14 protein-coding genes and 1 riboswitch are annotated in these 19,792 nt (G+C 73.6%); of the genes, 1 reads left to right on the top strand and 13 read right to left on the bottom strand.

Going from position 1 to position 19,792, the window contains the following annotated elements:
- Window positions 1–264: 264 nt before the first annotated feature.
- The 3 genes from PUR26_RS34425 to PUR26_RS34415 all read right to left on the bottom strand — a co-directional run bounded on the left by PUR26_RS34425 (window position 265) and on the right by PUR26_RS34415 (window position 3,824).
- The gene (locus tag PUR26_RS34425; RefSeq protein ID WP_329878843.1) at window positions 265–435 is read right to left on the bottom strand and encodes a CU044_2847 family protein; all 171 of its coding nucleotides are present in this window, start codon (window positions 433–435) and stop codon (window positions 265–267) included.
- A gap of 522 nt (window positions 436–957) precedes the next feature.
- The gene (gene exaC, locus PUR26_RS34420; RefSeq protein ID WP_329878841.1) at window positions 958–2,481 is read right to left on the bottom strand and encodes an acetaldehyde dehydrogenase ExaC; all 1,524 of its coding nucleotides are present in this window, start codon (window positions 2,479–2,481) and stop codon (window positions 958–960) included.
- A 56-nt stretch (window positions 2,482–2,537) separates the two neighbouring features.
- Window positions 2,538–3,824, bottom strand: coding sequence for a GAF domain-containing protein (locus PUR26_RS34415; protein ID WP_329878839.1), 1,287 nt, complete (start codon window positions 3,822–3,824; stop codon window positions 2,538–2,540).
- 123 nt (window positions 3,825–3,947) lie between these two features.
- A riboswitch (ZMP/ZTP riboswitch) is annotated at window positions 3,948–4,036 on the top strand.
- 28 nt (window positions 4,037–4,064) lie between these two features.
- Here PUR26_RS34415 and PUR26_RS34410 point away from each other — a divergent pair.
- On the top strand, window positions 4,065–4,925 hold the full coding sequence (locus PUR26_RS34410) for a bifunctional 5,10-methylenetetrahydrofolate dehydrogenase/5,10-methenyltetrahydrofolate cyclohydrolase (protein ID WP_329878837.1): 861 nt from the start codon (window positions 4,065–4,067) through the stop codon (window positions 4,923–4,925).
- Window positions 4,926–4,933: 8 nt separating this feature from the next.
- Here PUR26_RS34410 and PUR26_RS34405 read toward each other — a convergent pair whose 3' ends face one another.
- The 10 genes from PUR26_RS34405 to PUR26_RS34360 all read right to left on the bottom strand — a co-directional run bounded on the left by PUR26_RS34405 (window position 4,934) and on the right by PUR26_RS34360 (window position 19,724).
- Window positions 4,934–7,219, bottom strand: a complete 2,286-nt coding sequence (locus tag PUR26_RS34405) for a bifunctional serine/threonine-protein kinase/ABC transporter substrate-binding protein (protein ID WP_329878835.1) — start codon at window positions 7,217–7,219, stop codon at window positions 4,934–4,936.
- Window positions 7,219–9,501 (bottom strand): bifunctional serine/threonine-protein kinase/ABC transporter substrate-binding protein, encoded by a 2,283-nt coding sequence (locus PUR26_RS34400; RefSeq protein WP_329878833.1) that lies wholly within the window; start codon window positions 9,499–9,501, stop codon window positions 7,219–7,221. The genes PUR26_RS34405 and PUR26_RS34400 overlap by 1 nt, the downstream gene beginning before the upstream one ends.
- Window positions 9,501–10,334, bottom strand: coding sequence for a hypothetical protein (locus PUR26_RS34395; RefSeq protein WP_329878831.1), 834 nt, complete (start codon window positions 10,332–10,334; stop codon window positions 9,501–9,503). The genes PUR26_RS34400 and PUR26_RS34395 overlap by 1 nt, the downstream gene beginning before the upstream one ends.
- Before the next feature lie 103 nt (window positions 10,335–10,437).
- The gene (locus PUR26_RS34390) at window positions 10,438–11,223 is read right to left on the bottom strand and encodes an endo alpha-1,4 polygalactosaminidase (protein ID WP_443077260.1); all 786 of its coding nucleotides are present in this window, start codon (window positions 11,221–11,223) and stop codon (window positions 10,438–10,440) included.
- A gap of 49 nt (window positions 11,224–11,272) precedes the next feature.
- Complete coding sequence (locus PUR26_RS34385; protein ID WP_329878829.1) at window positions 11,273–12,187, bottom strand: NAD-dependent epimerase/dehydratase family protein; 915 nt, start codon at window positions 12,185–12,187, stop codon at window positions 11,273–11,275.
- Between the two features lie 7 nt (window positions 12,188–12,194).
- Window positions 12,195–12,908 carry a nucleotidyltransferase family protein gene (locus PUR26_RS34380; RefSeq protein WP_329878827.1) on the bottom strand — a complete coding sequence of 238 codons (714 nt, stop codon included), beginning with the start codon at window positions 12,906–12,908 and terminating at the stop codon, window positions 12,195–12,197.
- Window positions 12,909–13,129: 221 nt separating this feature from the next.
- Window positions 13,130–14,131, bottom strand: coding sequence for an SDR family NAD(P)-dependent oxidoreductase (locus tag PUR26_RS34375; protein WP_329878825.1), 1,002 nt, complete (start codon window positions 14,129–14,131; stop codon window positions 13,130–13,132).
- Window positions 14,132–14,346: 215 nt separating this feature from the next.
- On the bottom strand, window positions 14,347–15,783 hold the full coding sequence (locus PUR26_RS34370) for a hypothetical protein (RefSeq protein ID WP_329878823.1): 1,437 nt from the start codon (window positions 15,781–15,783) through the stop codon (window positions 14,347–14,349).
- Window positions 15,780–17,258 carry a GT4 family glycosyltransferase PelF gene (pelF, locus tag PUR26_RS34365; RefSeq protein WP_329878821.1) on the bottom strand — a complete coding sequence of 493 codons (1,479 nt, stop codon included), beginning with the start codon at window positions 17,256–17,258 and terminating at the stop codon, window positions 15,780–15,782. Before pelF ends, PUR26_RS34370 begins: the two co-directional genes overlap by 4 nt.
- A 420-nt stretch (window positions 17,259–17,678) precedes the next feature.
- Window positions 17,679–19,724, bottom strand: coding sequence for a hypothetical protein (locus PUR26_RS34360; protein WP_329878819.1), 2,046 nt, complete (start codon window positions 19,722–19,724; stop codon window positions 17,679–17,681).
- Window positions 19,725–19,792 lie beyond the last annotated feature (68 nt).

The raw sequence follows: 19,792 nt of genomic DNA, 5'->3' as shown, positions 1-19,792 counted from the left end.
CCCGTAGCTCGTAGGGTCCGCCTGGAGCGGCAACATTCTCACCGGCGCGCGGGTGCTGTCGCTTCTCGTGAACATCGAACACGCCGGCGGCCGGGGTGCCTCCCGAAGCACTGAACAACCGCTGTCGAAACCGGTGAACAAAGCCAGACCCCGCCGGAACCCTTCTCCCCGGCCACGTCCTGTACGGCCGTGTCGCTCACCAAGAGGAGTGGCCATAGAGGCTCCGAGTGTCGGTGCCAGCATGATCGTGGCCCCCAGGTACTGTCACGACCCGGGTGCCTGGTTCTGTTCCGGTTTCCAAGTAGCGGTGACCGTCAGATGCGCCTGACCGCTGCCACTGACAATGCCGAGCTTGAGGTCGTTTCCGAGCCGAACGCCGAAGGTGACGGACACCTCAGTGGGCGAAGTCGCCCCGGTGGTGACCGCGTCGTGCACGTCCTAAACCAGCGAGCCGAGGGGTTGCAGCGTCGTACGCAGCGCGTCGGCGGCGACGGCAGCGGCCGCCCGCCTTCGCCTGGCGACCGGACAAGCGGGCCGATGCCGCCCGGTGCCTGCTCCGCGTCGGAGGTGGGACGCTCCGCGCGCTGGATCAGGAAGTGGACCGTGGGCTGCACTCTGGTGTGGATCCTGCCGAATGCGCGCGCCGGGCTGGCCAGAGCGTCCAAGTGCTCTGCCAGCACTACGCCAAGTTCCTGGACGGTCTTCAGGAGCGTTCCAACCGGCTCATCGAGGAGCCGATGCAGGAGTGGAACCGGCGCAGCGAGGACAGCAGCGCCAAGGGCTGAGGCGCAATCTGGCCCGTGTATGGCCCGGAACTGCTGGTCAGGACTGGGATACGGGCGGGATGAACTGGAAGAAGAGGAGTATTTCGACGCCTCCCCCAGGGGAAGGGGCGTGCGCTCCAGGAAGGCGCCTGACCCGGGGAAAGCCCCAGGTCAGGCGCCTTCTATCGGGCCGCTAGAAGAAGCCGAGCCTCTTCGGCGAGTACGACACCAGCAGGTTCTTCGTCTGCTGGTAGTGGTCCAGCATCATCCGGTGGGTCTCGCGGCCGATCCCGGACTGTTTGTACCCGCCGAACGCCGCGTGGGCCGGGTACGCGTGGTAGCAGTTCGTCCATACGCGACCCGCCTGGATCGCGCGACCCGCCCGGTACGCGGTGGAGCCGTCCCGTGTCCACACGCCCGCGCCGAGGCCGTACAGCGTGTCGTTCGCCGTCGCCATCGCGTCGTCGAAGTCGGTGAACGAGGTCACCGCCACCACCGGGCCGAAGATCTCCTCCTGGAAGACGCGCATCCGGTTGTCGCCCTCGAAGATGGTCGGCTGCACGTAGTAGCCGCCCGCCATCTCACCTTCGTAATCGATGCGCTGGCCTCCCGTCAGGATCTTGGCGCCTTCCTGCTGACCGATGTCCAGGTACGACAGGATCTTCTGGAGCTGGTCGTTCGACGCCTGTGCGCCGATCATCGTGTCCGTGTCCAGGGGGTGGCCCGGCACGATCCGCTCGGTGCGGGCGATCGCCGCCTCCAGGAACTCGCCGTAGTGCCCGCGCTGGATCAGCGCACGCGACGGACAGGTGCACACCTCGCCCTGGTTCAGGGCGAACATCGTGAACCCCTCGAGCGCCTTGTCGCGGAAGTCGTCGTCCGCCGCCCACACGTCGTCGAAGAAGATGTTCGGCGACTTGCCGCCCAGTTCCAGTGTGACCGGCTTGATGTTCTCGGAGGCGTACTGCATGATCAGCCGCCCGGTCGTCGTCTCACCCGTGAACGCGATCTTCGCCACGCGAGGGCTGGACGCCAGCGGCTTGCCCGCCTCCACCCCGAAGCCGTTGACGATGTTGACCACACCGGGCGGCAGCAGATCCGCGACCAGCCCCATCAGGACGTGGATGGACGCCGGAGTCTGCTCGGCGGGCTTGAGCACCACCGCGTTGCCCGCCGCGAGCGCCGGCGCCAGTTTCCACGTCGCCATGAGGATCGGGAAGTTCCACGGGATGATCTGCGCCACGACGCCCAGCGGCTCATGGAAGTGGTAGGCGACGGTGTCCTCGTCGATCTGGCTCAGCGTGCCCTCCTGGCCCCGCAGCACTCCCGCGAAATAGCGGAAGTGGTCGATGGCCAGGGGGATGTCGGCGGCCAGCGTCTCGCGAACCGGCTTGCCGTTCTCCCAGCTCTCCGCGACCGCCAGCTCCTCCAGATGCGCCTCCATCCGGTCGGCGATCCTCAGCAGCACGCCGGCCCTCTCCCCGGCGGCCGTCCGGCCCCAGGCAGGTGCCGCCGCGTGCGCCGCGTCCAGCGCCCGCTCGACGTCCTCGGCCGTGCCGCGGGCGATCTCGGTGAAGGGGCGGCCGTCGACCGGGCTCGGGTTCTCGAAGTAACGGCCGCGCGCGGGCGGCACGTACTCACCGCCGATCCAGTGGTCGTAGCGGGACGCGAACGAGACGATCGCGCCCTCGGTGCCGGGCGCTGCGTAACGGGTCATCCACGGGCCTCTCTCGAAGAGCGCCGCCCGCCGTCCGGGCGGCGCTCACGCCGAGGCTAGGAACCGGGACGTTGCAACCGCGTTGCACGGACCGTCCCCAGCTCGGCGTCGAGCGCCCGCACCCGCGCCTGGACCGGCGGACGCCGCCCGGCCGGTACCGCGGCGGCCAACGCCCGCCACACCGCCACATCGTCCTCGCCCCAGGGGCTGTACGCCCAGTCGGCCAGCAGCGCCGCGTCGCCCCGCGCGAGCAGCGCGGCCCGGACCTGGTCGGCGAGCAGCCGCCGCTGCCGGACCACCGAGGGCGCGCACGAGCCGGGCAGCAGCGGACCCGCGTACGCGCTCAGCGCGGCCGTCACCGAGCCGGAGGCGAGCCGACGGGACACGGTGTCGAAGTCCGCGTCCGGCGAAGCCGTCAGACGGTAGGGTCGCGAACACAGCACACCGGGCCCCAGCAGGGCGCGCAGCCGGGACAGTTCGGCCCGCAGGGTGACGGGGGTGACCGCACCCTCCTCGTACAGCGCGGCCATCAGCTCGTCGCCTCCGAGGCCCTGCGGATGGTGTGCCAGCACCACCAGGATCTCGCTGTGCCGACGGCTCAGCCGCACCTCGCGCCCGTCCACGACCAGCAGCGCCTCGTCCCGGCCGAGCGCCGACAGCCTGGCCCGGTCCACGGCGGGGGCGGGGGAGAGCAGGGCCAGCTGCGACTCGGCCGCCCTCGCCACCGCCTGGACGAACGCCAGGCTGTGGGGGTGCGCCAGCCGGTCTCCGCCCGTGATGTCGACCGCGCCCAGCAGCCGCCCGGTACGCGGATCGTGGACCGGCGCGGCCGCGCACGTCCACGCCTGCACCGGCCGCCGGAAGTGCTCGGCGGCGAAGACCTGTACCGGACGGTCGACGGCGATCGCCGTCCCGGGAGCGTTCGTCCCCGCCGCGGACTCCGCCCAGCGCGCGCCCGCCACGAAGTTCATCCGCCCGGCGCGCCGCAGTGCCCCCGTATGGCCCTCCACCCACAACAGCCGCCCGTGCGCGTCGCACACCGCGACAAGGTGCTCGCCGTCCCTGGCGTACGCCCCCATCAGCTCCCGGATCACCGGCATCGCGCCGGCCAGCGGATGCCCGGTCCGGTACGCCTCCAGCTCGTCGTCGCCCAGCTCCACACAGGCCGTGCCGTCCGGACTGACCCGGGCCCGCGCGGACCGTCGCCACGACTCGGCCACCACCGGGCGGACCGCTTGCCGCACCCGCCCGTCCGCGGTGAACGCGTCATGGGCGCTGCGCAGCGCACCGGACCGCTCCACGGGGTCGGCACCCGGTTCCAGAGCCACCCAGGAGTCGCTCAACTCGGCCTCCCCATCGAGGACATCGGTGACGCCCACCCCGTACCGGTGCCATCGTGGCCGCTGCGCCGGGTGCCCACAAGCGCGCGATGACAACCGGCCGGACACGTTCCTCGCGTACACTCGTCGGCGGGCCGTGACTGGCGCTTGGGTGGATCACCACCGGGGAGCGGCCCGGCGGACCTCCGTCACTGCCGTGCGCCTGGGCGATCAGCGATCAGCTTCCGACGCCCAGGAGGACCCATGTCCACCACCTCGTCCGCCCGCCTCATGGACGGCACCGCCCACGCCCGCCGACTCGTCGACGAGACCGCTGTCCGCGCCGCCGGCATCACCCGCCGTACCGGAACCCGGCCCTGTCTGGCGACCGTCCTGGTCGGCGAGGATCCCGCCTCCGTCACCTATGTACGGATGAAGCAGGCCCGCTGTGAGAAGGCCGGCATCGCCTCCCGGCACATCGAACTGCCCGCCACGACGACCACCGACGAGCTCGTCGCCGCCCTCGAAGGCCTCTCGCGCGACCCCGACGTGCACGGCATCCTGCTCCAGCACCCGGTCGGCCCGCACATCGACGAGCGGGCCGCGTTCGAGGCGATCGCCCCCGAGAAGGACGTCGACGGGGTGACGGTGAGCTCCTTCGCCACGATGAGCTTCGGTCTGCCCGGCTTCGTCTCCTGCACGCCGGGCGGCATCATGCGGCTGCTCGACGCATACGAGGTCGACCCGGCGGGCAAGCGGGCGGTCGTCGTCGGTCGCAGTGCCATCCTCGGCAAGCCCGCGGGGATGCTGCTGCTCGCCAGGAACGCCACGGTGACCTACTGCCACTCGTACACCACCGACCTGTCCTCCGCCGTACGGGAGGCCGACATCCTGGTCGCCGCCGTCGGACGGCCCCGCTTCATCAAGGGCGAGGACATCAAGCCCGGCGCCGTGGTGATCGACGCCGGGTACAACCCGGGCAACGTCGGCGATGTCGACTTCGACTCCGCGGTGACCCGGGCAGGGCTGATCACACCGGTCCCCGGCGGTGTCGGGCCGATGACCATCGCGGTGCTCCTCGCCCAGACGGTCGACGCGGCCGAGCGTCTGCTCGGCCTGGCCTGACGGCCGGCTCAGCCGATCGCCTCGGCGTACTGGCCGAGGTAGCGGAACCGGCCGCCCTTCACCTCGAAGAGGAACAGCGCGTCCATCGTGTAGCCGGACTTTTCGTCGTGGTAGGCGAGATCCCTGCTGATGCCCTTGTGGCTGATCTCCCGCAGTCGGCGGGCGATCGCGCCCCGCTCGGCCAGGGGTCCGCCGTCCACGTCCAGCGCCTCGGCGAGAAAGCGCACGGCGTCGTACGCCTCGGCCGCGTACCAGTACGGCGTGGTGCCGAAACGTTCCCGGTAGGCGGCGGTGAAGGCACGGGCAGCGGGCTCCGCCGACGGATCGATGAAGGTGGTCGCGAAGACCCAGCCGTCGGCGGCGGCCCCCGCCGTGCGCAGGAACGCCGGTCCGAAGGCGCGTTGTGTCGCCATGCGCGCCCCGGTGAAGCGGGCGGACGCGAGAGCCGCGGCCAGTGCGCCGGCCCGCTCGGCGTCCCCGGCGAACACCACGGCGTCCGAGCGGGCGGCCACCGCCTCGGCGGCGAGCGCCCGGGGGTCGAGCCTTCCGGCCGGGATGGTCCGGAGGGTGACGGACCGCCCGCCGGGCAGGAGCGCCCTGCGGATGTAGTCGCACAGGATCCAGCTGAAATCACCCTGGGCACGGTCGTCGACCAGCATCACCCGGCGGGCGTCGACCCGCCCGACCAGGTACTTGACGCACGGGGCGGACATGAGGTCGTCCGAGCTCTGGAGTGCCGCATGGGAACGGAATACGGACGTCGTCGCGCCTCCGCCGACATGTGCCCCGGTGCCGACCGAGACGGACAGCAGCGGCATCACCGCCGTGGTGTAGGTCTTCTCGACCGCTGCCAGGCCGGCGTCGGTGGTGGGTCCCAGGACGGCCAGCACAGCACGGTCCGCCACGATCCGCCGGGCCAAGGAGGCAGCCCGGGCCGGGTCACCGGCGTCGTCGTAGGCGCTCAGATCGAGCGTGAAGGGCTGGGCGGACCCGGCGTTGAGCTGCTCCACGGCCAGCCGCGCGCCGTCCCTCTCGGCCCGGCCCACATCCTTGTGCGGGCCGGAGAGATCGCCGTGGAAGGCGATGGCGAGAGCGGGGCGGTCACCCGTCGGGGCCGCCCGGCGGTTTCGGCCGGTCGCCCACCACAGGGCGGTGCCTCCCGCGGCCAGGGCCGCGGCCGAGGCGGTCGACAGCAGGACGCGCCGACTGGGCCCTCCTCGCGGGGCCGCGCCGCCCACCGGCACGGCGGTCACGGTCGCGGCGTCGTGAGGGACCGCGCCCGGTGTGAGCGGGCCGGGCGTGGCCGGGGAGGTGCCGTATGCCGGGGAGCCGTCCGCCGGGCGGCCCGGGTCCGGCGCCGGGTCCGGCGCCGACGCCACCTGCGTCGGTTCGATCGCGCCGACCGCGAGCACCGTGGCCGAGCGGTCCGCGATCAGCCGGGTGACCGCCTCGGGGAGCCAGTGCGTGACGCCGGCCGGCCCGCTCCCGGCCGCCGCGTCGAGTTCCTGGCGCAGCGAGGCGGCGGTGGGGCGGAGGGCCGGGTCCTTGTCGAGGCATGTCCGCAGCAACGACTCCAGTCCGTCCGGCACCCCCTGCAGATCGGGGTCCTCGTACACCGTGCGCAGCAGCATCCCGGCGGAGGCGCCCCCGCCGAACGGCCGTACCCCGCTCACCGCGAACGCCAGGACGCACCCGAGCGAGAACACGTCACTGGGCGGACCGATGGCCCCGCCCCGCGCCTGTGCCTGCTCCGGGGACAGGAACCCGGGCGAGCCGATGATGACGCCACTGGAGGTGAGGGCCGTGCCGTCGGGAGCCCGGGCGATGCCGAAGTCGATGAGCCGGGGCCCGTCCAGGGACAGCAGGACGTTGCCCGGCTTCACGTCCCGGTGCACGAGCCCCGCTCGGTGCACGGCCTCCAGGGCCTCGGCCAGACGCGCCCCCAGGACCCGCACGGTGCCGTCCGGCAGGGGCCCGTGCGCTTCCAGCACCTCTGCCAGCGACGGACCCGGCACGAACGCCGTCGCCAGCCACGGGGCCGGTGCGTCGGGGTCCGCGTGCAGCAGCGGGACCACCCACGGGCTGTCCACGCGCCGGGCCGCCGCCACCTCACGGCGGAAGCGGGCGCGGAAGCCCTCGTCGTCCGCGTGGACCGCGCGGATGACCTTCACCGCGGCGACCGCGCCCCCGGGCGATCGGGCCAGGAACACCACTCCCATGCCGCCCGCGCCGAGGCGGCCCAGAAGTCGGTAGCGGCCCACCCGCGACGGGTCGGCCGGGCGCAGTGGTTCCATCACGCGAGCGGAGCCGGACCCGCGTACACGAACCGGCCCCGCTCGACCCGCCAGAGGAACACACCGGTGCCGTCGATGACGAGCGACGCCGCGTTCGGCTGGAACGCGAACGCCTTGGTGATGCCCCGGTACGTGGCCGCCCGCACCGCCGCCAGCAGATCCTCGCGGGTCCTCCGGCCCTTCGGGAGCGTCGACAGCGCCTTGAGCAGCATGCCGCTCACGTCGTACGCCTCGGCGGCCCACCGGGGCGGGGCCTGGCCGTAGCGCCTGCCGTAGGCGGTGGCGAACGTCCTCGCCTCCGGTTTGACCGAGGCGTCGACGACCGGCGCGGCGATCACCCAGCCCTCGGCCGCCTCCCGGGCGGCGGACAGGAAGCGGGGGTCGAGCAGAGCGGGCCCGGAGACCCGCGCACCGGTGAAGTCCCGCTCCCGCAGGGTCCGGGCGATCAGCGCCGCACGGTCGTGCGGACCCGCGTAGACGACGGAGTCCGCGCCGCCCGCGACCATCGCGTCGACCGCCGGGCCGAAGTCGGCGCGCAGCAGGCCGACCACCTTGGGCACGGAGGGGTAACGGTCCTTCTGCAGCAGTCGGCTGATCGTGCTGCTGATCTCCCAGGCATAGGCGTCGCCGGCGCGGTCGTTGATGATGCCGATGGTGCGTGAGCGCCCCGGGCCGCGCAGATAGGGGGCGAGGTAGAAGGGCATGAGGGTGTCCGGCAGCCGTGCGTGCAGGAACGACCGGAAGCCGCCGTTCGCGAGGGTGATCGCTCCGGGGGAGACCGCGACCACCGGCAGCAGCGCCGCGTCGTACGCCGGGAGCGCGGCCTCGGCGGTGGCGTCGGTGCTGGGTCCGACGACGGCCAGGACCGACGCGTCGGCGGTGAGCTCCTTGGCGAGCCGGGCCGCCGTGGCGGGGTCACCCTTGTCGTCGACCACCTCGGCCCTCAGGTCGTACGGCCGGCCGGTCCGCGCGTTGAACTCCTCGACGGCCAGCCGCAGTCCCCGCTCCTGGGCCCGCCCCGTCTCCCGGTGCTCGCCGCTCAGATCGCCCTGGGCGGCGAGGGTGTACGAGGCGCGGCCCGAGGAGGTGGCGCCGGGACGGCGGTCCTCGCCCCGGGTCAGCGCCCACAGCCCGGTCCCACCGCCCGCCGCGAGCACCACCGCTCCGCCGGCCAGCAGGAGACGGCGGCGCCCCGGCCCCCGGCCGGCCGCGTCGTCGGCTGTGTCCTTCGCGGTGTCCTCGCCGGCGCCCGCGGAGCCGTCGCCGTCCGGGGCGGTGCCTCCCGCCACGCCGTCCGGGGCCGCCGCGGCACTCTCCCCGGCCGTACCCTCCGGGCGCCCGGCGGGGTCCTCCGCCACCGCGACCTGCGTGTTGTCGACGTCCGGCAGCCCGAGCGCCGCCGTCGAGCGTTCGGCGATCAGCCGGGTCACCGCCTCGGGCAGCCAGCCCGGGGCGTCACCGCCCTCCTCCGCACCGTCCTCGGCCAGCTCCCGCACCACGTCCTCGGCGACGGGCCGCCGCTCGGGGTCCTTCTCCAGACAGCGCCGTACGACCTCCAGCACCGAGGCCGGCACGCCGTCCAGGTCGGGGGAGTCGTGCACCGCCCGGTACAGCAGCGCGTCCACGGGACCCGATCCGAACGGCGGCCGGCCGGTCGCGGCGAACGCCAGGACGCAGCCGAGGGAGAACAGGTCGCTGGGCGGCCCGACGGTTCCCTCGCCCTGCCCCAGGGCCTGCTCGGGCGACAGATAGCCGGGGGTGCCGACCACCAGACCCGTCGCCGTCAGCACGGTGTCCTCCGGCGCCCGCGCGATGCCGAAGTCGATCAGCCTCGGCCCGTCGTGGGCGAGCAGCACATTGCCGGGCTTGAGGTCCCGGTGGACCAGCCCCGCCCGGTGCACCTCGCTCAGGGCCAGGGCCAGCCGTCCGCCGAGGAGCCGCAGCCCCCGCCCGGTCAACGGCCCGTACGCGGTCACGGCCTCGGCCAGCGAGGGCCCCGGCACGAACGCGGTGGCGAGCCACGGGGCCCGGGCGTCCGCATCCGCGTCCACCACGGGTACCGCCCACCGGCTGGTGATCCGCCGGGCCACCGCCACCTCACGGCGGAACCGCTCCTTGAAGCCCTCCTCCTCGGCGTACTCCGCCTGAAGGACCTTCAGCGCCACCAGCGGGCCCACGGGCGAGCGCGCCAGATAGACGACGCCCATGCCGCCGGCGCCGAGGCGCCCCAGCAGCCGGTGGCCGGCGATGCGGGAGGGATCGGACGATCGCAGCGGCTCCATCAGACCTGACCCTTCAGTGCGGCCTGGACGCGGTCGAGCATGAGGACGGCGCGCACGACGAACTGCTCGACCTCGGCCGTGGTGTACCCCTTGGCGCCCTTCAGCGCGACCGCCACCGTCACCGTGCCCAGACGGTGGACCAGCCACCGGTACTCGTAGGTGCCCTCACCGCTGCTGTAGAGACCCTTCTCGATCAGGGTGTCGTCGGCATAGTGGTTCTGACGGCGCCCGTACGGGCTGCCCGCCGACATCAGCTGGGTGATCCGCTCGTCGGCGCGCACCTGCTGCTCCGGGCAGCGCAGCACCTCCTCCAGGGTCGTCGCCATCTGGTCGTCGGCGCCCGCCTCGGTCGCGTGGACCGTCACCACGGCCGTCACCTTGAAGGTGCCCCGTCCTGCGCTGCCGGGCAGTTCGCTGTAGCGGGACAGCGAGGCGAGCACACCCGGGGGCAGCTTCTGCCGCTGCCACTGGCACCGCTCGTCCAGCACCGCCGCCGTCCCCGGCCGGCTTTCGGACGTCGACTGGGCGACGAAGTCGCGCCCCCAGTCCTGCGGCCGCAACGTCACCGTGTCGGCCAGCGACTGTGCCTGCCGGGCCGTTCCGGGGACCCGCGCCGGATCGGCCCTGAACGGGCTGGTGGGCGTTGCGCCGTCCGGCGGCCGCGGTGCCGACGGCGACATGCCGGAGGCCGGGGAGGACGGGCGGGTACCCGGCTTCGGACCGTCCTGACCGCTGCCACCGCCGCAGCCGCCGAGCAGCGCCGCGACGGCGCTCATCGCCGCGAGCCCGCGCAGCCGCGAACGGCGTCTGCGCGGAAGGATCCCGCCACTCATCCCCGCCCCCCTCGTACCGCCGCGGCCCCCCGCGGCGCTGGTGATCGTACAGAGGAGGACCGGGCTCGTGGGCCGGTTCCCGCAAGTGCCCTCCCACGGGTTGTCAGCACGGCTGACGCCAGGGGTCGAGTCTCAGGTTCTTGCGCATGGACGACAGGCCCAGCCGTCGCGACTCCGGGCAGAACTCCTTGGCCGTCAGGGCGTATTCGACGTGGAACACCGCCTTGCCGGCCTCGACGAACGGAGTCAGCAGTGCGCACTCGCGGTACTGGGCGCACTCCTCGTTGACGGCGAAGTCGAAGTCGTCCACCAGCGCGCGGATCTGCGGCAGATCGTTCTTGAGGCCCACCGACAGGCCCCGCTCGTGCGCGATCCGCGCGATCATGCGGTTGTAGGCCAGTTGGTGCTCGGTCCTCAGCGGGAACCCCGTGTCATTGAGGTACCCGTCCAGGAGGTCAGGCTCCACCGCGTCGAACCCCTTGGCACGGCACATGTCGAAGCGCCGTTCCATCAGCGGGCGCAGAACGTCCAGCCGGCGGATGTCGAGCCAGCGCTCGCCGTCCCAGCCGTTGGCGCGGCCGCGCACGGCGGCCGGGAAGGCGTCCTTGTCGGGGCGGAAGTCCTCCCAGGCACCGGCGTTGATGTAACAGATCACCTTGCGGCCGTCCCGGTGCAGGCGCGCCACCTCGGCCTCGCCGTTCTCGAAACCGTCGATGTCGTACACCGGCACCTCGGCGCGCGGATCGACCCGCCCGTCGAGCTGCCACTGCCAGGCCACCCCCGGCCGGGGCAGCCAGCGACCGGACGGGGGAGGGACGGGGGACGGGGTGCAGCCGGCGACGACCAGCAGCACGGCCGCGACGACGAGCAGCGGTCCGACCCGGTTCACGCCCCGCCCCCCGGCCGGCGGGCGCGCCGCGCGTCGGGATGCCGGCCGGTCATGGCACCAGGCCCTTCTCCGGCACGGCGCTCGCCGCGGCCCACAGGGCGGCCAGTGAGTCGCCCAGCCGGTGGCGCGGCGACCAGCCGATCGCCTCCCGGGCCGCTGTGATGTCGGAGCACTGCCAGGACACGTCCGCCGAGCGCGCCGAGCCCCCGCCCGCCTCCTCGATCCGGCCCCGGAAGCCGGCGGTGCGCGCGAGCGCGTGCACCAGCTCGCGGACGGGCACGGCCTTCCCGCCCCCGATGTTCAGGACGGCGGGAAGGGGGCCCGGGGCCGTGGCGGCGAGCACCGCCGCGCGGGCCACGTCGCGGACGTCGACGAAGTCGCGGTACGCGGACAGGTCGCCGACCGGGACCACCGCGTCCGGATCGTCGCCCGCCCGGCGCAGGCGCAGCGCCAGCCCGCCCGGCAGCCCGGCGGCCGGGGCGCCCGGCCCGACCGGGTTTCCCACCCGCAGGACCACGGCGTCCAGTCCCGACGCGGTGACCGCGACGGTGCCCGCGAGCTTGGTGGCCCCGTAGGGCGCGGCGGGCCGGACCGGTGCGGTCTCGGTGACCCGTTCGCCGTGGACGCCGGGTCCGTACTCGGCGGCGGAGCCCAGGTGGACCAGGCGTACGCCCGGGGCGGCCTGCCGCAGCGCCGCGCACAGGACGGCCGGACCGCGGGCGTTGACCTCGGCGAGCGTCACGGCGTCACCGCCGACCGCGCCCGCGCAGTTGACGACGGCGTCGGGCGCCAGGACGGCGAGGTCGTCGGCGAGCCGTAGGGGGTCGGCCGTGGCGAGGTCGACGCCGAGCTCCGCGCCGGGGGCGCGGCCCCCGCCGAGCAGCCGCACACCCGGCCGGGTGCGCAGCTGCTCGGCGACGTGCCCGCCCAGGTACCCGGTGTGACCCAGGACGAGGATGCGCATGAGATGGTCAGGCCCCCTTGAGCAGCAGTGACTGATAGGTGGTGAACTCGGCGTTGGCCCGGTCGTAGTCGTCGGGGCGTCCGATGTCGAGCCAGTAGCCGTCGAACTCGTAGGCGTGCGGCGCGTTGCTGGCCCGCAGCAGATCGAGGACGAGCTCGTCGAACCCGAGCGGCAGACCGGCCGTGTAGCCGTCCAGGGTGGCGCGCGAGAGCGCGTACACGCCCATCGAGACCCGGCAGTCCATGCTCGGCTTCTCGGTGAAGGCCACCACCTTGCTGTCGTCCGTGGTGAGCACGCCGAAGTCGATGTGCACCTTCCGGGAGTAGGTGGCGATGGTCAGGGGCGCGTCACCGGCGATGTGCCGGTGCAGGAGGTCGGCGTAGTCCAGGTCGGTGAGGATGTCGCCGTTCATCACGAGGAAGGACTCGGGCAGCCGGTCCCTCATGGTCAGCAGCGGCCCCATGGTCCCCAGCGGGCTCTCCTCGGTCGAGTAGTCGACGTCCATGCCCCACCGGGCGCCGTTGCCGACGTAGGCGCGGATGATCTGGCCGAGGTGGCCGATGGCCAGGGTGCAGCTGGTGAAGCCGGCGGACGCCAGCTGACGCAGGACGATCTCCAGGATGGCGTGCTGGTCACCGATGGGCACGAGCGGCTTGGGCAGCGCGGTGGTGTACGGGCGCAGCCGGACGCCCTTGCCTCCGGCGAGAATCACTGCGTGCATGGGAGCCTCCCTGTAGGTGCGGCGAGCGAGGTGGACGGTGAGCTGACGGAGCGCGACGGCCCGGCGGAGCGACGGACGGGTGGCGGTCGTGGGCCGTGGTGTGCGGTGACGCGGGTCGTGTGGCGCTGTCCGGTGCGGCGGTGCCGGTCGGTCGCGGTGCTGCCGGCCGTGGCGGGGGGATCGCGGCGATGGGCCGGTGCCGATGACGGCCCGGCGGGAGGTCAGATGTTGTAGATGTCCGTCTTGTAGCGGGCGAGGTGGGCGGGGTCCCGGAAGAACTCGACGGTCCGGGCCAGTCCCTGCTCCAGGTCGTGGCCGGGCACCCAGCCGGTCGCCTCGCGCAGCCGGGTCGCGTCCGCGACCAGACGCATGACCTCCGATGCGGCCGGCCGGATGCGCTGCGAGTCCTCCTGGACGTCGAGGTCCGCCTCCATCACCTTGCCGATGAGCCGCAGCAGCTCGCCGATCGCCGTCTCCTGCCCGGTCCCCGCGTTGAACGTCCGGCCCACGACCCGCTCGGCGGGTGCCGTACCGACGGCGAGGAACGCCTGGGCGGTGTCGGCCACGAAGGTGAAGTCCCTTGTCGGGCGCAGATCGCCGAGGGTGATGGTGCGGGACCCCGCCGCCACCTGACCGATCACGGTGGGGATCACCGCCCGCATCGACTGGCGCGGGCCGTAGGTGTTGAACGGGCGGAGGGTGACCACCGGCGTGCCGAAGCTCGCGTGGTAGCTGTCGGCGAGACGGTCGCCGCCCGCTTTCGAGGCCGCGTACGGGGACTGCGTGTTGATGGGGTGGTCCTCCGTGATGGGCACGGTCTGCGCGGTGCCGTACGTCTCACTGGTGGAGGTGTGCACCAGCCTCGGTGTGCCGAGCGCGCGGACGGCCTCCAGCACGTTGAGGGTGCCGGTGACGTTGGTGTCCACGTAGCTGTGGGGCGCCTGGTACGAGTACGGGATCGCGATCAGCGCGGCCAGGTGGTAGACGGCGTCCGCGCCGTCGGCCAGCGCCCGTACCGATCCCGGGTCGCGGACGTCGCCGAGGACGATCTCCACCTGGTCGAGTACGTCGGCCGGCAGGGTCTCCAGCCAGCCGTAGGAGGAGAAGGAGTTGTACTGCGCCATGGCCCGGACCCGGTGCCCGGCGGCGACGAGGGCCTGCGTCAGATGCGAGCCGATGAAGCCCTCGGCTCCGGTGACAGCGGCGAGCGGTGCGGTCGTCACGTGGTGGTCCTTTCTGGGGTGTCGGTGTTGATCGATGTCGTCAGGTGATCGTTCGTGTGCGGTACGTGTCGGCCGTTAGGCCGGTGAGGTTCCCGGCGAGGGAACGGTGGGACGGTGGTGGGCGGTGGGACGGGCCCGGAGGCCGTTCGACCGGAAGCGGCCGGGGGGCGGAGTCCGGCCGGGCCGCTGGGCCCGCGGGATGCCGGCCGGGTGGTTCAGGCGTGGGCGGTGGGCCGCCCCAGCAGCCGCAGCACCAGGACGACGAGGACAGCCGCCGCCCCGCCGCAGGCGAGCAGCGGGACGAGGTGGCCGGGCGGCGCGTCGAGCACCGCCGCGGCGGCGACGCACCCGGCCGCGGCGAGACAGACCGCCGCGGGGGCCCAGGCGACGCCGAAGGCCTGCAGCAGCAGGGCCGTCCAGAGCGTCGCGCCCAGAGCCACGAACCCCGACGGCTCCGCCCCGGTCAGAAGGGCCGCCGGTATCAGTGGCACCAGGTATCCCGTCAGACAGATGGCCAGAGTGCGTGCCGCCCGCAGCCGGAACCCGGACTCGGTCGCCGATGTGCGCAGTGCCGCCACCGACAGCCCACGGAAGCGGTACAGGAACCACTCGGCCGGTCCCATGCTGACGGTGAGGGCGATCATGGCGAGCGGATGGCGTTGTCCCGCGAACAGCACCAGTACCCCCGCCGCGAGGCCGAACAGGCCGTACGGCAGCGAACCGCGGTATACCGGCCGCTGCGCACCCGCGACCGGTGGCGTCCGCAGTGTCGCCCGCAGCGCGTGGCCGGCCGCGGCGGCGGTCGCCACCACGCTCACCAGCGGAACCCCGACGCGCCCGACGGTGTCCGGCTCCCACCACGGCAGCGCCGCCGCGCCGACGACCAGCGGGGCGAGCGCGCCCAGCAGGACCCGCTCCCGGCCGAGCACCAACAGCACCCCCGCCGCCGCCAGATACGCCGACTGCCCGAGCGCGAACAGTGCCGCCGTGCCCGGTCCGGCGACCAGCACGGCGGCCGCCGAGGCCAGTACGGCTCCCGCCGGAGCGCCCGTCAGGAGCGTACGGCCCGCCTCGTGGCTCCCCGTGACCAGCCGCAGATGGGCACGGTGGCTCAGCGCCTGCCCCCATGCCCACGAGAACAGGCCGGCCGCCACCAGGGCGGGCAGGGCCCCGGTGTCACCACGCCACAACGGGGCCGTGAGCAGGTATGCCAGCCCCGGCAGCGCGAACAGCACCCCTCGCAGCGCGCAGCGCAGGTGGTCGGGCTTCCAGGGGTCCGCGGGGACGGGTGGTTCGGGGAAGGTGCGCGGCACCCGCCGGTAGAGGTCGGCGGCGAGCGAGAACAGATCGCGATGGCCGTAGCGCTCCCTTATCCGCTCGGCCGTCAGCCCCTCGGACTCCAGGACCGCGGCCACCTCGTAGGCGTGCACCGAGGGCCCTATGCGGTCCGCCAGTTCGGCCGCCAGCCGGTCGACGGCGTCCGCTTCCGGCCGCCCGTCCGTGCCCTCGGCCGGCCGGCCGACGGGTGCCGGGACCGATCGCTCCGGCGGGTCCTCGGCCACGGACAGCAGCCGCCCGCCTCGCCGGGAGCGGCGTACGGACGGCGGCCGGCCTCCCGTTCCGCCGCTCGCCCCGTCCCCTCCCGCGCTCATCCGGCCACGCTCCTCGGCCGGTCGGCGCCGAGCACCGGGGCGGAGAGCTCCAGATATATGGAGCGGAAGGTGTCGACGGTCTGACGGAGCGTGAACTGTTCGATCACCCTCAGCCGCGCCGCCTCTCCCATCGCCGCCCGGCGCTCCGGGTCGGCCAGCAGTTCCAGCGCCGCGGCGGCCATGGCGGCGGGATCGCGCGGCGGTACCACCAGCCCTGCCGGGCCGACGGCCTCCCGCACTCCGCCCACGTCCGTCGACACGGTGGCCCGGCCGCACGACATCGCCTCGATCAGGGTGAAGGGGAAGCCCTCGCTGATGCTGGACAGCATCACCACATTGCCCGCGGCGTAGGCGTCCCGGATGTCGTCCACCCGGCCCTCGAACGTGACCGCGTCTCCGTGACCGAGGGACCGCGCGAGCGCTTCGCAGCGCTCCCGGTACGCCTCGCCGCCCCTGGGTGTACCGCCGAACAGCCGCAGCCTCGCCCCGGGCAGTTCGTCGCGCACCCGCGCGAAGGCGCGGATCAGTGTCTCCAGGTCCTTGATCGGGTCCACCCGCCCCGCCCAGCTCAGGGTGGGGCCCTGCGGCTCGGGGCCGGCGGCCGGGAACGCCGTCGGGTCCACCCCGTTGTAGACCGTGCGTATGAGCTCCGGATCGGCGCCGCCCTCCTCCTCCCACAACCGGTTGTACCTGTTGCCGGGGGTTATCAGCGCGGCCCGGCGGTAGGTCTCCTCCGCCAGCAACCGGAAGAAGCCCAGCAGGACGGCCTTGACCGGCCAGCGGTAGGGGGAGGTCCGGTATCCCAGATACCGCTCCCGGAGGTAGACGCCGTGCTCGGTGAGGAGCAGCGGTACCCCGTGCTGTTCGAGGCCGGCCAGGCCCGGCAGCACGGCGAGGCCTCCGCTGACCGCGTGCGCCACGCCCGAACGCGGCGGATCGGCGGCCAGCGGACGCAGGGCGTGCTCCAGCAGCCCGGTCGCCGTGACGGCGTCGTGCAGGGTGGGGCGCGCCTCGCGCACCGCGAGGCCCGGACGGTTCCAGACAGCGGTCAGTACGCGCAGGGCCCGGTCGGCGCGGAGCGCGGGACTGAGCTCCCCCGCACGGGCGGCGTGCGCCATCTCGTACAGCGCCGGGGCGAAGCCGTCCTCCGCCGCCGGATCGAGCAGTGCGGTGAGGAAGCGCTCGTACGCCGCCGTCAGCCGCCGCTCCCGGCGGCCGCGCGGCGCCGAACCCTTCGGGGCGGGGCCCCACATGGGGACCGAGACCGGCTCGGCGACGTGTGCGGGCAGTTCCCACGCCAGGGGTTCGCGGCCTGTTCCGGTCACCGCGAGGACCTCGAAGTCGATGTCGGGCATACCGTTGACCAACTGGTCGCACCAGACGCTGACTCCGCCATGACTGTGCGGATAGGTGCCTTCGGTGAGCAGGGTGACCCGCGCCGCGCCGATGCGCGGCGTGCGGTGCTGAACGTGCATGGTCGTGCTCCACGGCAGGAGGAGTGGGGGCGCGCCGGTTCCCGTCCGCCGGGCGGCGGCGGGGCGCGGTGTCCCCCGGATGTGACGGGCGGGTTTCGTGGCGCCCGTACCGTCCTGCCCGGCGACAGGGCGGTACGGGACCGGCGCCACGGGACGAGCGCTCCGGGCGGTGCCTCCGGCGAGGTCCGCCCGCGACGGTCCGAGGGCGACCGCTCGGGTACGTTCGCGTCCGGCTGCGGAACGTACGGCGGCGGTCTTCGGGCGGCGGCGGGCCGACGCCCCGCGAGCGGCGCGGTGAGCCGACGGGCGGCGGCCCGGCGGGTGCCCGCCGCCGCACCGCCGCACCGCCGGGACGACCGGCGGATCGGCGACGACGGCACAGCGACGACGGCACGGCGCCGGCGGATCGGCGCCGACGGGTCAGCGCCCGGAGGCGCCCGGCAGTGTGAGCGTGAGCCGGTCCTGGGAGGCATGCGGTGTCACCCAGCCCGAGACACTGCCGGCGTACGGCCGGCCGAACGGCTCGGAGCCGTCCGGAAGGGTCCGGTCGGTGCCCGGCGGCATGGTGGCCGTGACGGCGACCCCGGCGGGCGCCCGTACCGTCACCGTGTCGCCGATCCGGTACGCGGTGACCTCGCCCGCCGACACCGCTGCCTTCCAGGCCGCCCGGTCGCGCAGTTCGGCGCCGATCTCGCTCATGGGCAGGTTGACCAGCGGTGTGTTGTCCGCGTGGAGCGCGGCGTACTGCTCCAGGACACCGTCCAGCACGGGGTACCCGATCCGGTCCTCCGCCAGGTTCGACTGGTGGATGAAGTGCGGCCGCGGGTCGCCCGAGAGGACGTGGCCGAGCGCGACGCGGGTCTCCAGCGGCACGATGTGCCCGCGGTACCCCGTGGCGAGGTCCAGGGGCGCGTCGAGGCAGGTCGTCGTGGCCAGTTCCTCGCACAGGCCGCTGCCGCCCTGGGCCCGGCTGGTGTAGATCCAGTTGTACTCGTCGACCTGCTCGGCGACGCGACCCGCGTTGTAGAAGATGTTGATGGGGTGGCGGGCCACGGTCAGGGCGGTTCCCACCTCGCGCTGGCCCGGGTCGCGGGAGTTGTCCGCGCCGAGCCACGCGATGCCGTTGGCGGCGAGGGCGGGCGCCAGTCCGGGGTTGTCCTGCGGCTGCTGTGGCAACAGCTTGAGACCGGAGTGCTCACCCGTGACCAGCTCGCCGGTGCGCAGGGGAAGGCCGGCTCGCTCGCCCCACTCGCGGTTGGCGGAGATCTGGCGGGAGATCTCCGCCTGGCCGACGTAGCGGGTACTGCCGTCGGCCTCGGTGGCGCACTTCCACGGGACGCTGCTGACGTCCTGCTCACAGCCCAGATACGGATGGTCGTAGGTGTGGTTGATCCATCGGAAGGCGTCGCGGTCCGCCACGAACCGGTCCGCCGTCGCGTCGGCGCCACCGTTGGCCTCGCGGTGCTCCACGCTGCCGCCGCCGTTGAACGCCAGGTCGAGCGCGAAACCGCGCTCCCGCGACCACCGGGCGGCGTTCTGCACGTCGGCGACGGTCATCCGGATCGGGTCCGGCGTCCCTGTGCCGGGCCGGCAGTCGACGTCGCCCGGGGTGCAGTTCAGCACGGTGTCCCAGCGGTCGTCGGCGGCGAAGACGTCGTCGACGTGCACGGCGAAGTGGTTGCGGGAGGCGCCGAGCCGCACCCCCTGGGTCATCCAGTCCACGATGCCCCGCGCCAGCAGCCTGAACTGCTGCTGGTGCTGGTTGTAGGCGAAGGTGACCACCAGTTCCCGACGGCCGTCGTGCCGGTACTCACCCACCAGCGCGCCCCTGGTCGTCCGGCCGGGTATCGGCGCGTCGACGTAGGTGGTGAAGTCCGCCCCGGCGGCGGGCCGGGACAGGAAGGCGTAACTCTCGCTCACGCCTGGCGCGTTGTCCTCGAAGGGGACGCTGCCGTCGAGGTAGCCGAAGGCGCCGGCCTTGCCCGCCGGCGTCACCTCCGCGCGCAGCCCGTCGACGGACCCCAGGTACCCGCCGTTCACCGGGTACTCCAGGCCCGTCTGCGGTCTCGCGTAGGTGTAGGCGTCCACCTGCGGGACGGCGTAGGCCTTCTCGTACGCGACCAGAGCCGCCATCTCGCGCGAACCGGCCGGGAACGGGGCGTCGTTGGGCAGCACCACAGCCTGGTACTTGGCCCTGGGGCGCCCGTCCACGGTGTCGGCCAGGAACGCCGAGTCGATCACCTGACGGTCGGGCCGCGCCAGGTCGAGCAGTGTGTACGGGGTTCCCGCGCCGTCGAGTTCGGCGGCGACGGCCGCGGTGGCCGGACCCCCGTCGGACACGACGAGCACCCTCAGGTCGACGCGCGGTGCCGGGTCCTCGGCGGCACCCGCGGGCACGGACGGGGTTCCCAGCGCGAGTAACAGCGCGCCGGCGGCGAGCGCGGTCGTGCGTAAGCTCCGCTTCATGCGGTGACATCCCTCCCCGGAGAGGCCGACCGGTGCTCCCGTCCGGACAAGCCCCACCCCCCAGCGGC

The sequence above is a fragment of the Streptomyces sp. SP18CS02 genome (assembly GCF_036322365.1).
GTDB lineage: Bacteria > Actinomycetota > Actinomycetes > Streptomycetales > Streptomycetaceae > Streptomyces.
The sequence above is the reverse complement of the archived record's forward strand: the minus strand, read 5'-3'. Positions and strand labels throughout refer to the sequence as shown.

Bases quoted from the DNA above. Each gene is read 5' to 3' on its own strand.
- exaC (WP_329878841.1), bottom strand. From the start codon at position 2,481: ATGACCCGTTACGCAGCGCCCGGCACCGAGGGCGCGATCGTCTCGTTC.
- PUR26_RS34410 (WP_329878837.1), top strand. From the start codon at position 4,065: ATGTCCACCACCTCGTCCGCCCGCCTCATGGACGGCACCGCCCACGCC.
- PUR26_RS34405 (WP_329878835.1), bottom strand. From the start codon at position 7,219: ATGGAACCACTGCGCCCGGCCGACCCGTCGCGGGTGGGCCGCTACCGA.
- PUR26_RS34400 (WP_329878833.1), bottom strand. From the start codon at position 9,501: ATGGAGCCGCTGCGATCGTCCGATCCCTCCCGCATCGCCGGCCACCGG.
- PUR26_RS34395 (WP_329878831.1), bottom strand. From the start codon at position 10,334: ATGAGTGGCGGGATCCTTCCGCGCAGACGCCGTTCGCGGCTGCGCGGG.
- PUR26_RS34385 (WP_329878829.1), bottom strand. From the start codon at position 12,187: ATGCGCATCCTCGTCCTGGGTCACACCGGGTACCTGGGCGGGCACGTC.
- PUR26_RS34380 (WP_329878827.1), bottom strand. From the start codon at position 12,908: ATGCACGCAGTGATTCTCGCCGGAGGCAAGGGCGTCCGGCTGCGCCCG.
- PUR26_RS34370 (WP_329878823.1), bottom strand. From the start codon at position 15,783: ATGAGCGCGGGAGGGGACGGGGCGAGCGGCGGAACGGGAGGCCGGCCG.
- pelF (WP_329878821.1), bottom strand. From the start codon at position 17,258: ATGCACGTTCAGCACCGCACGCCGCGCATCGGCGCGGCGCGGGTCACC.
- PUR26_RS34360 (WP_329878819.1), bottom strand. From the start codon at position 19,724: ATGAAGCGGAGCTTACGCACGACCGCGCTCGCCGCCGGCGCGCTGTTA.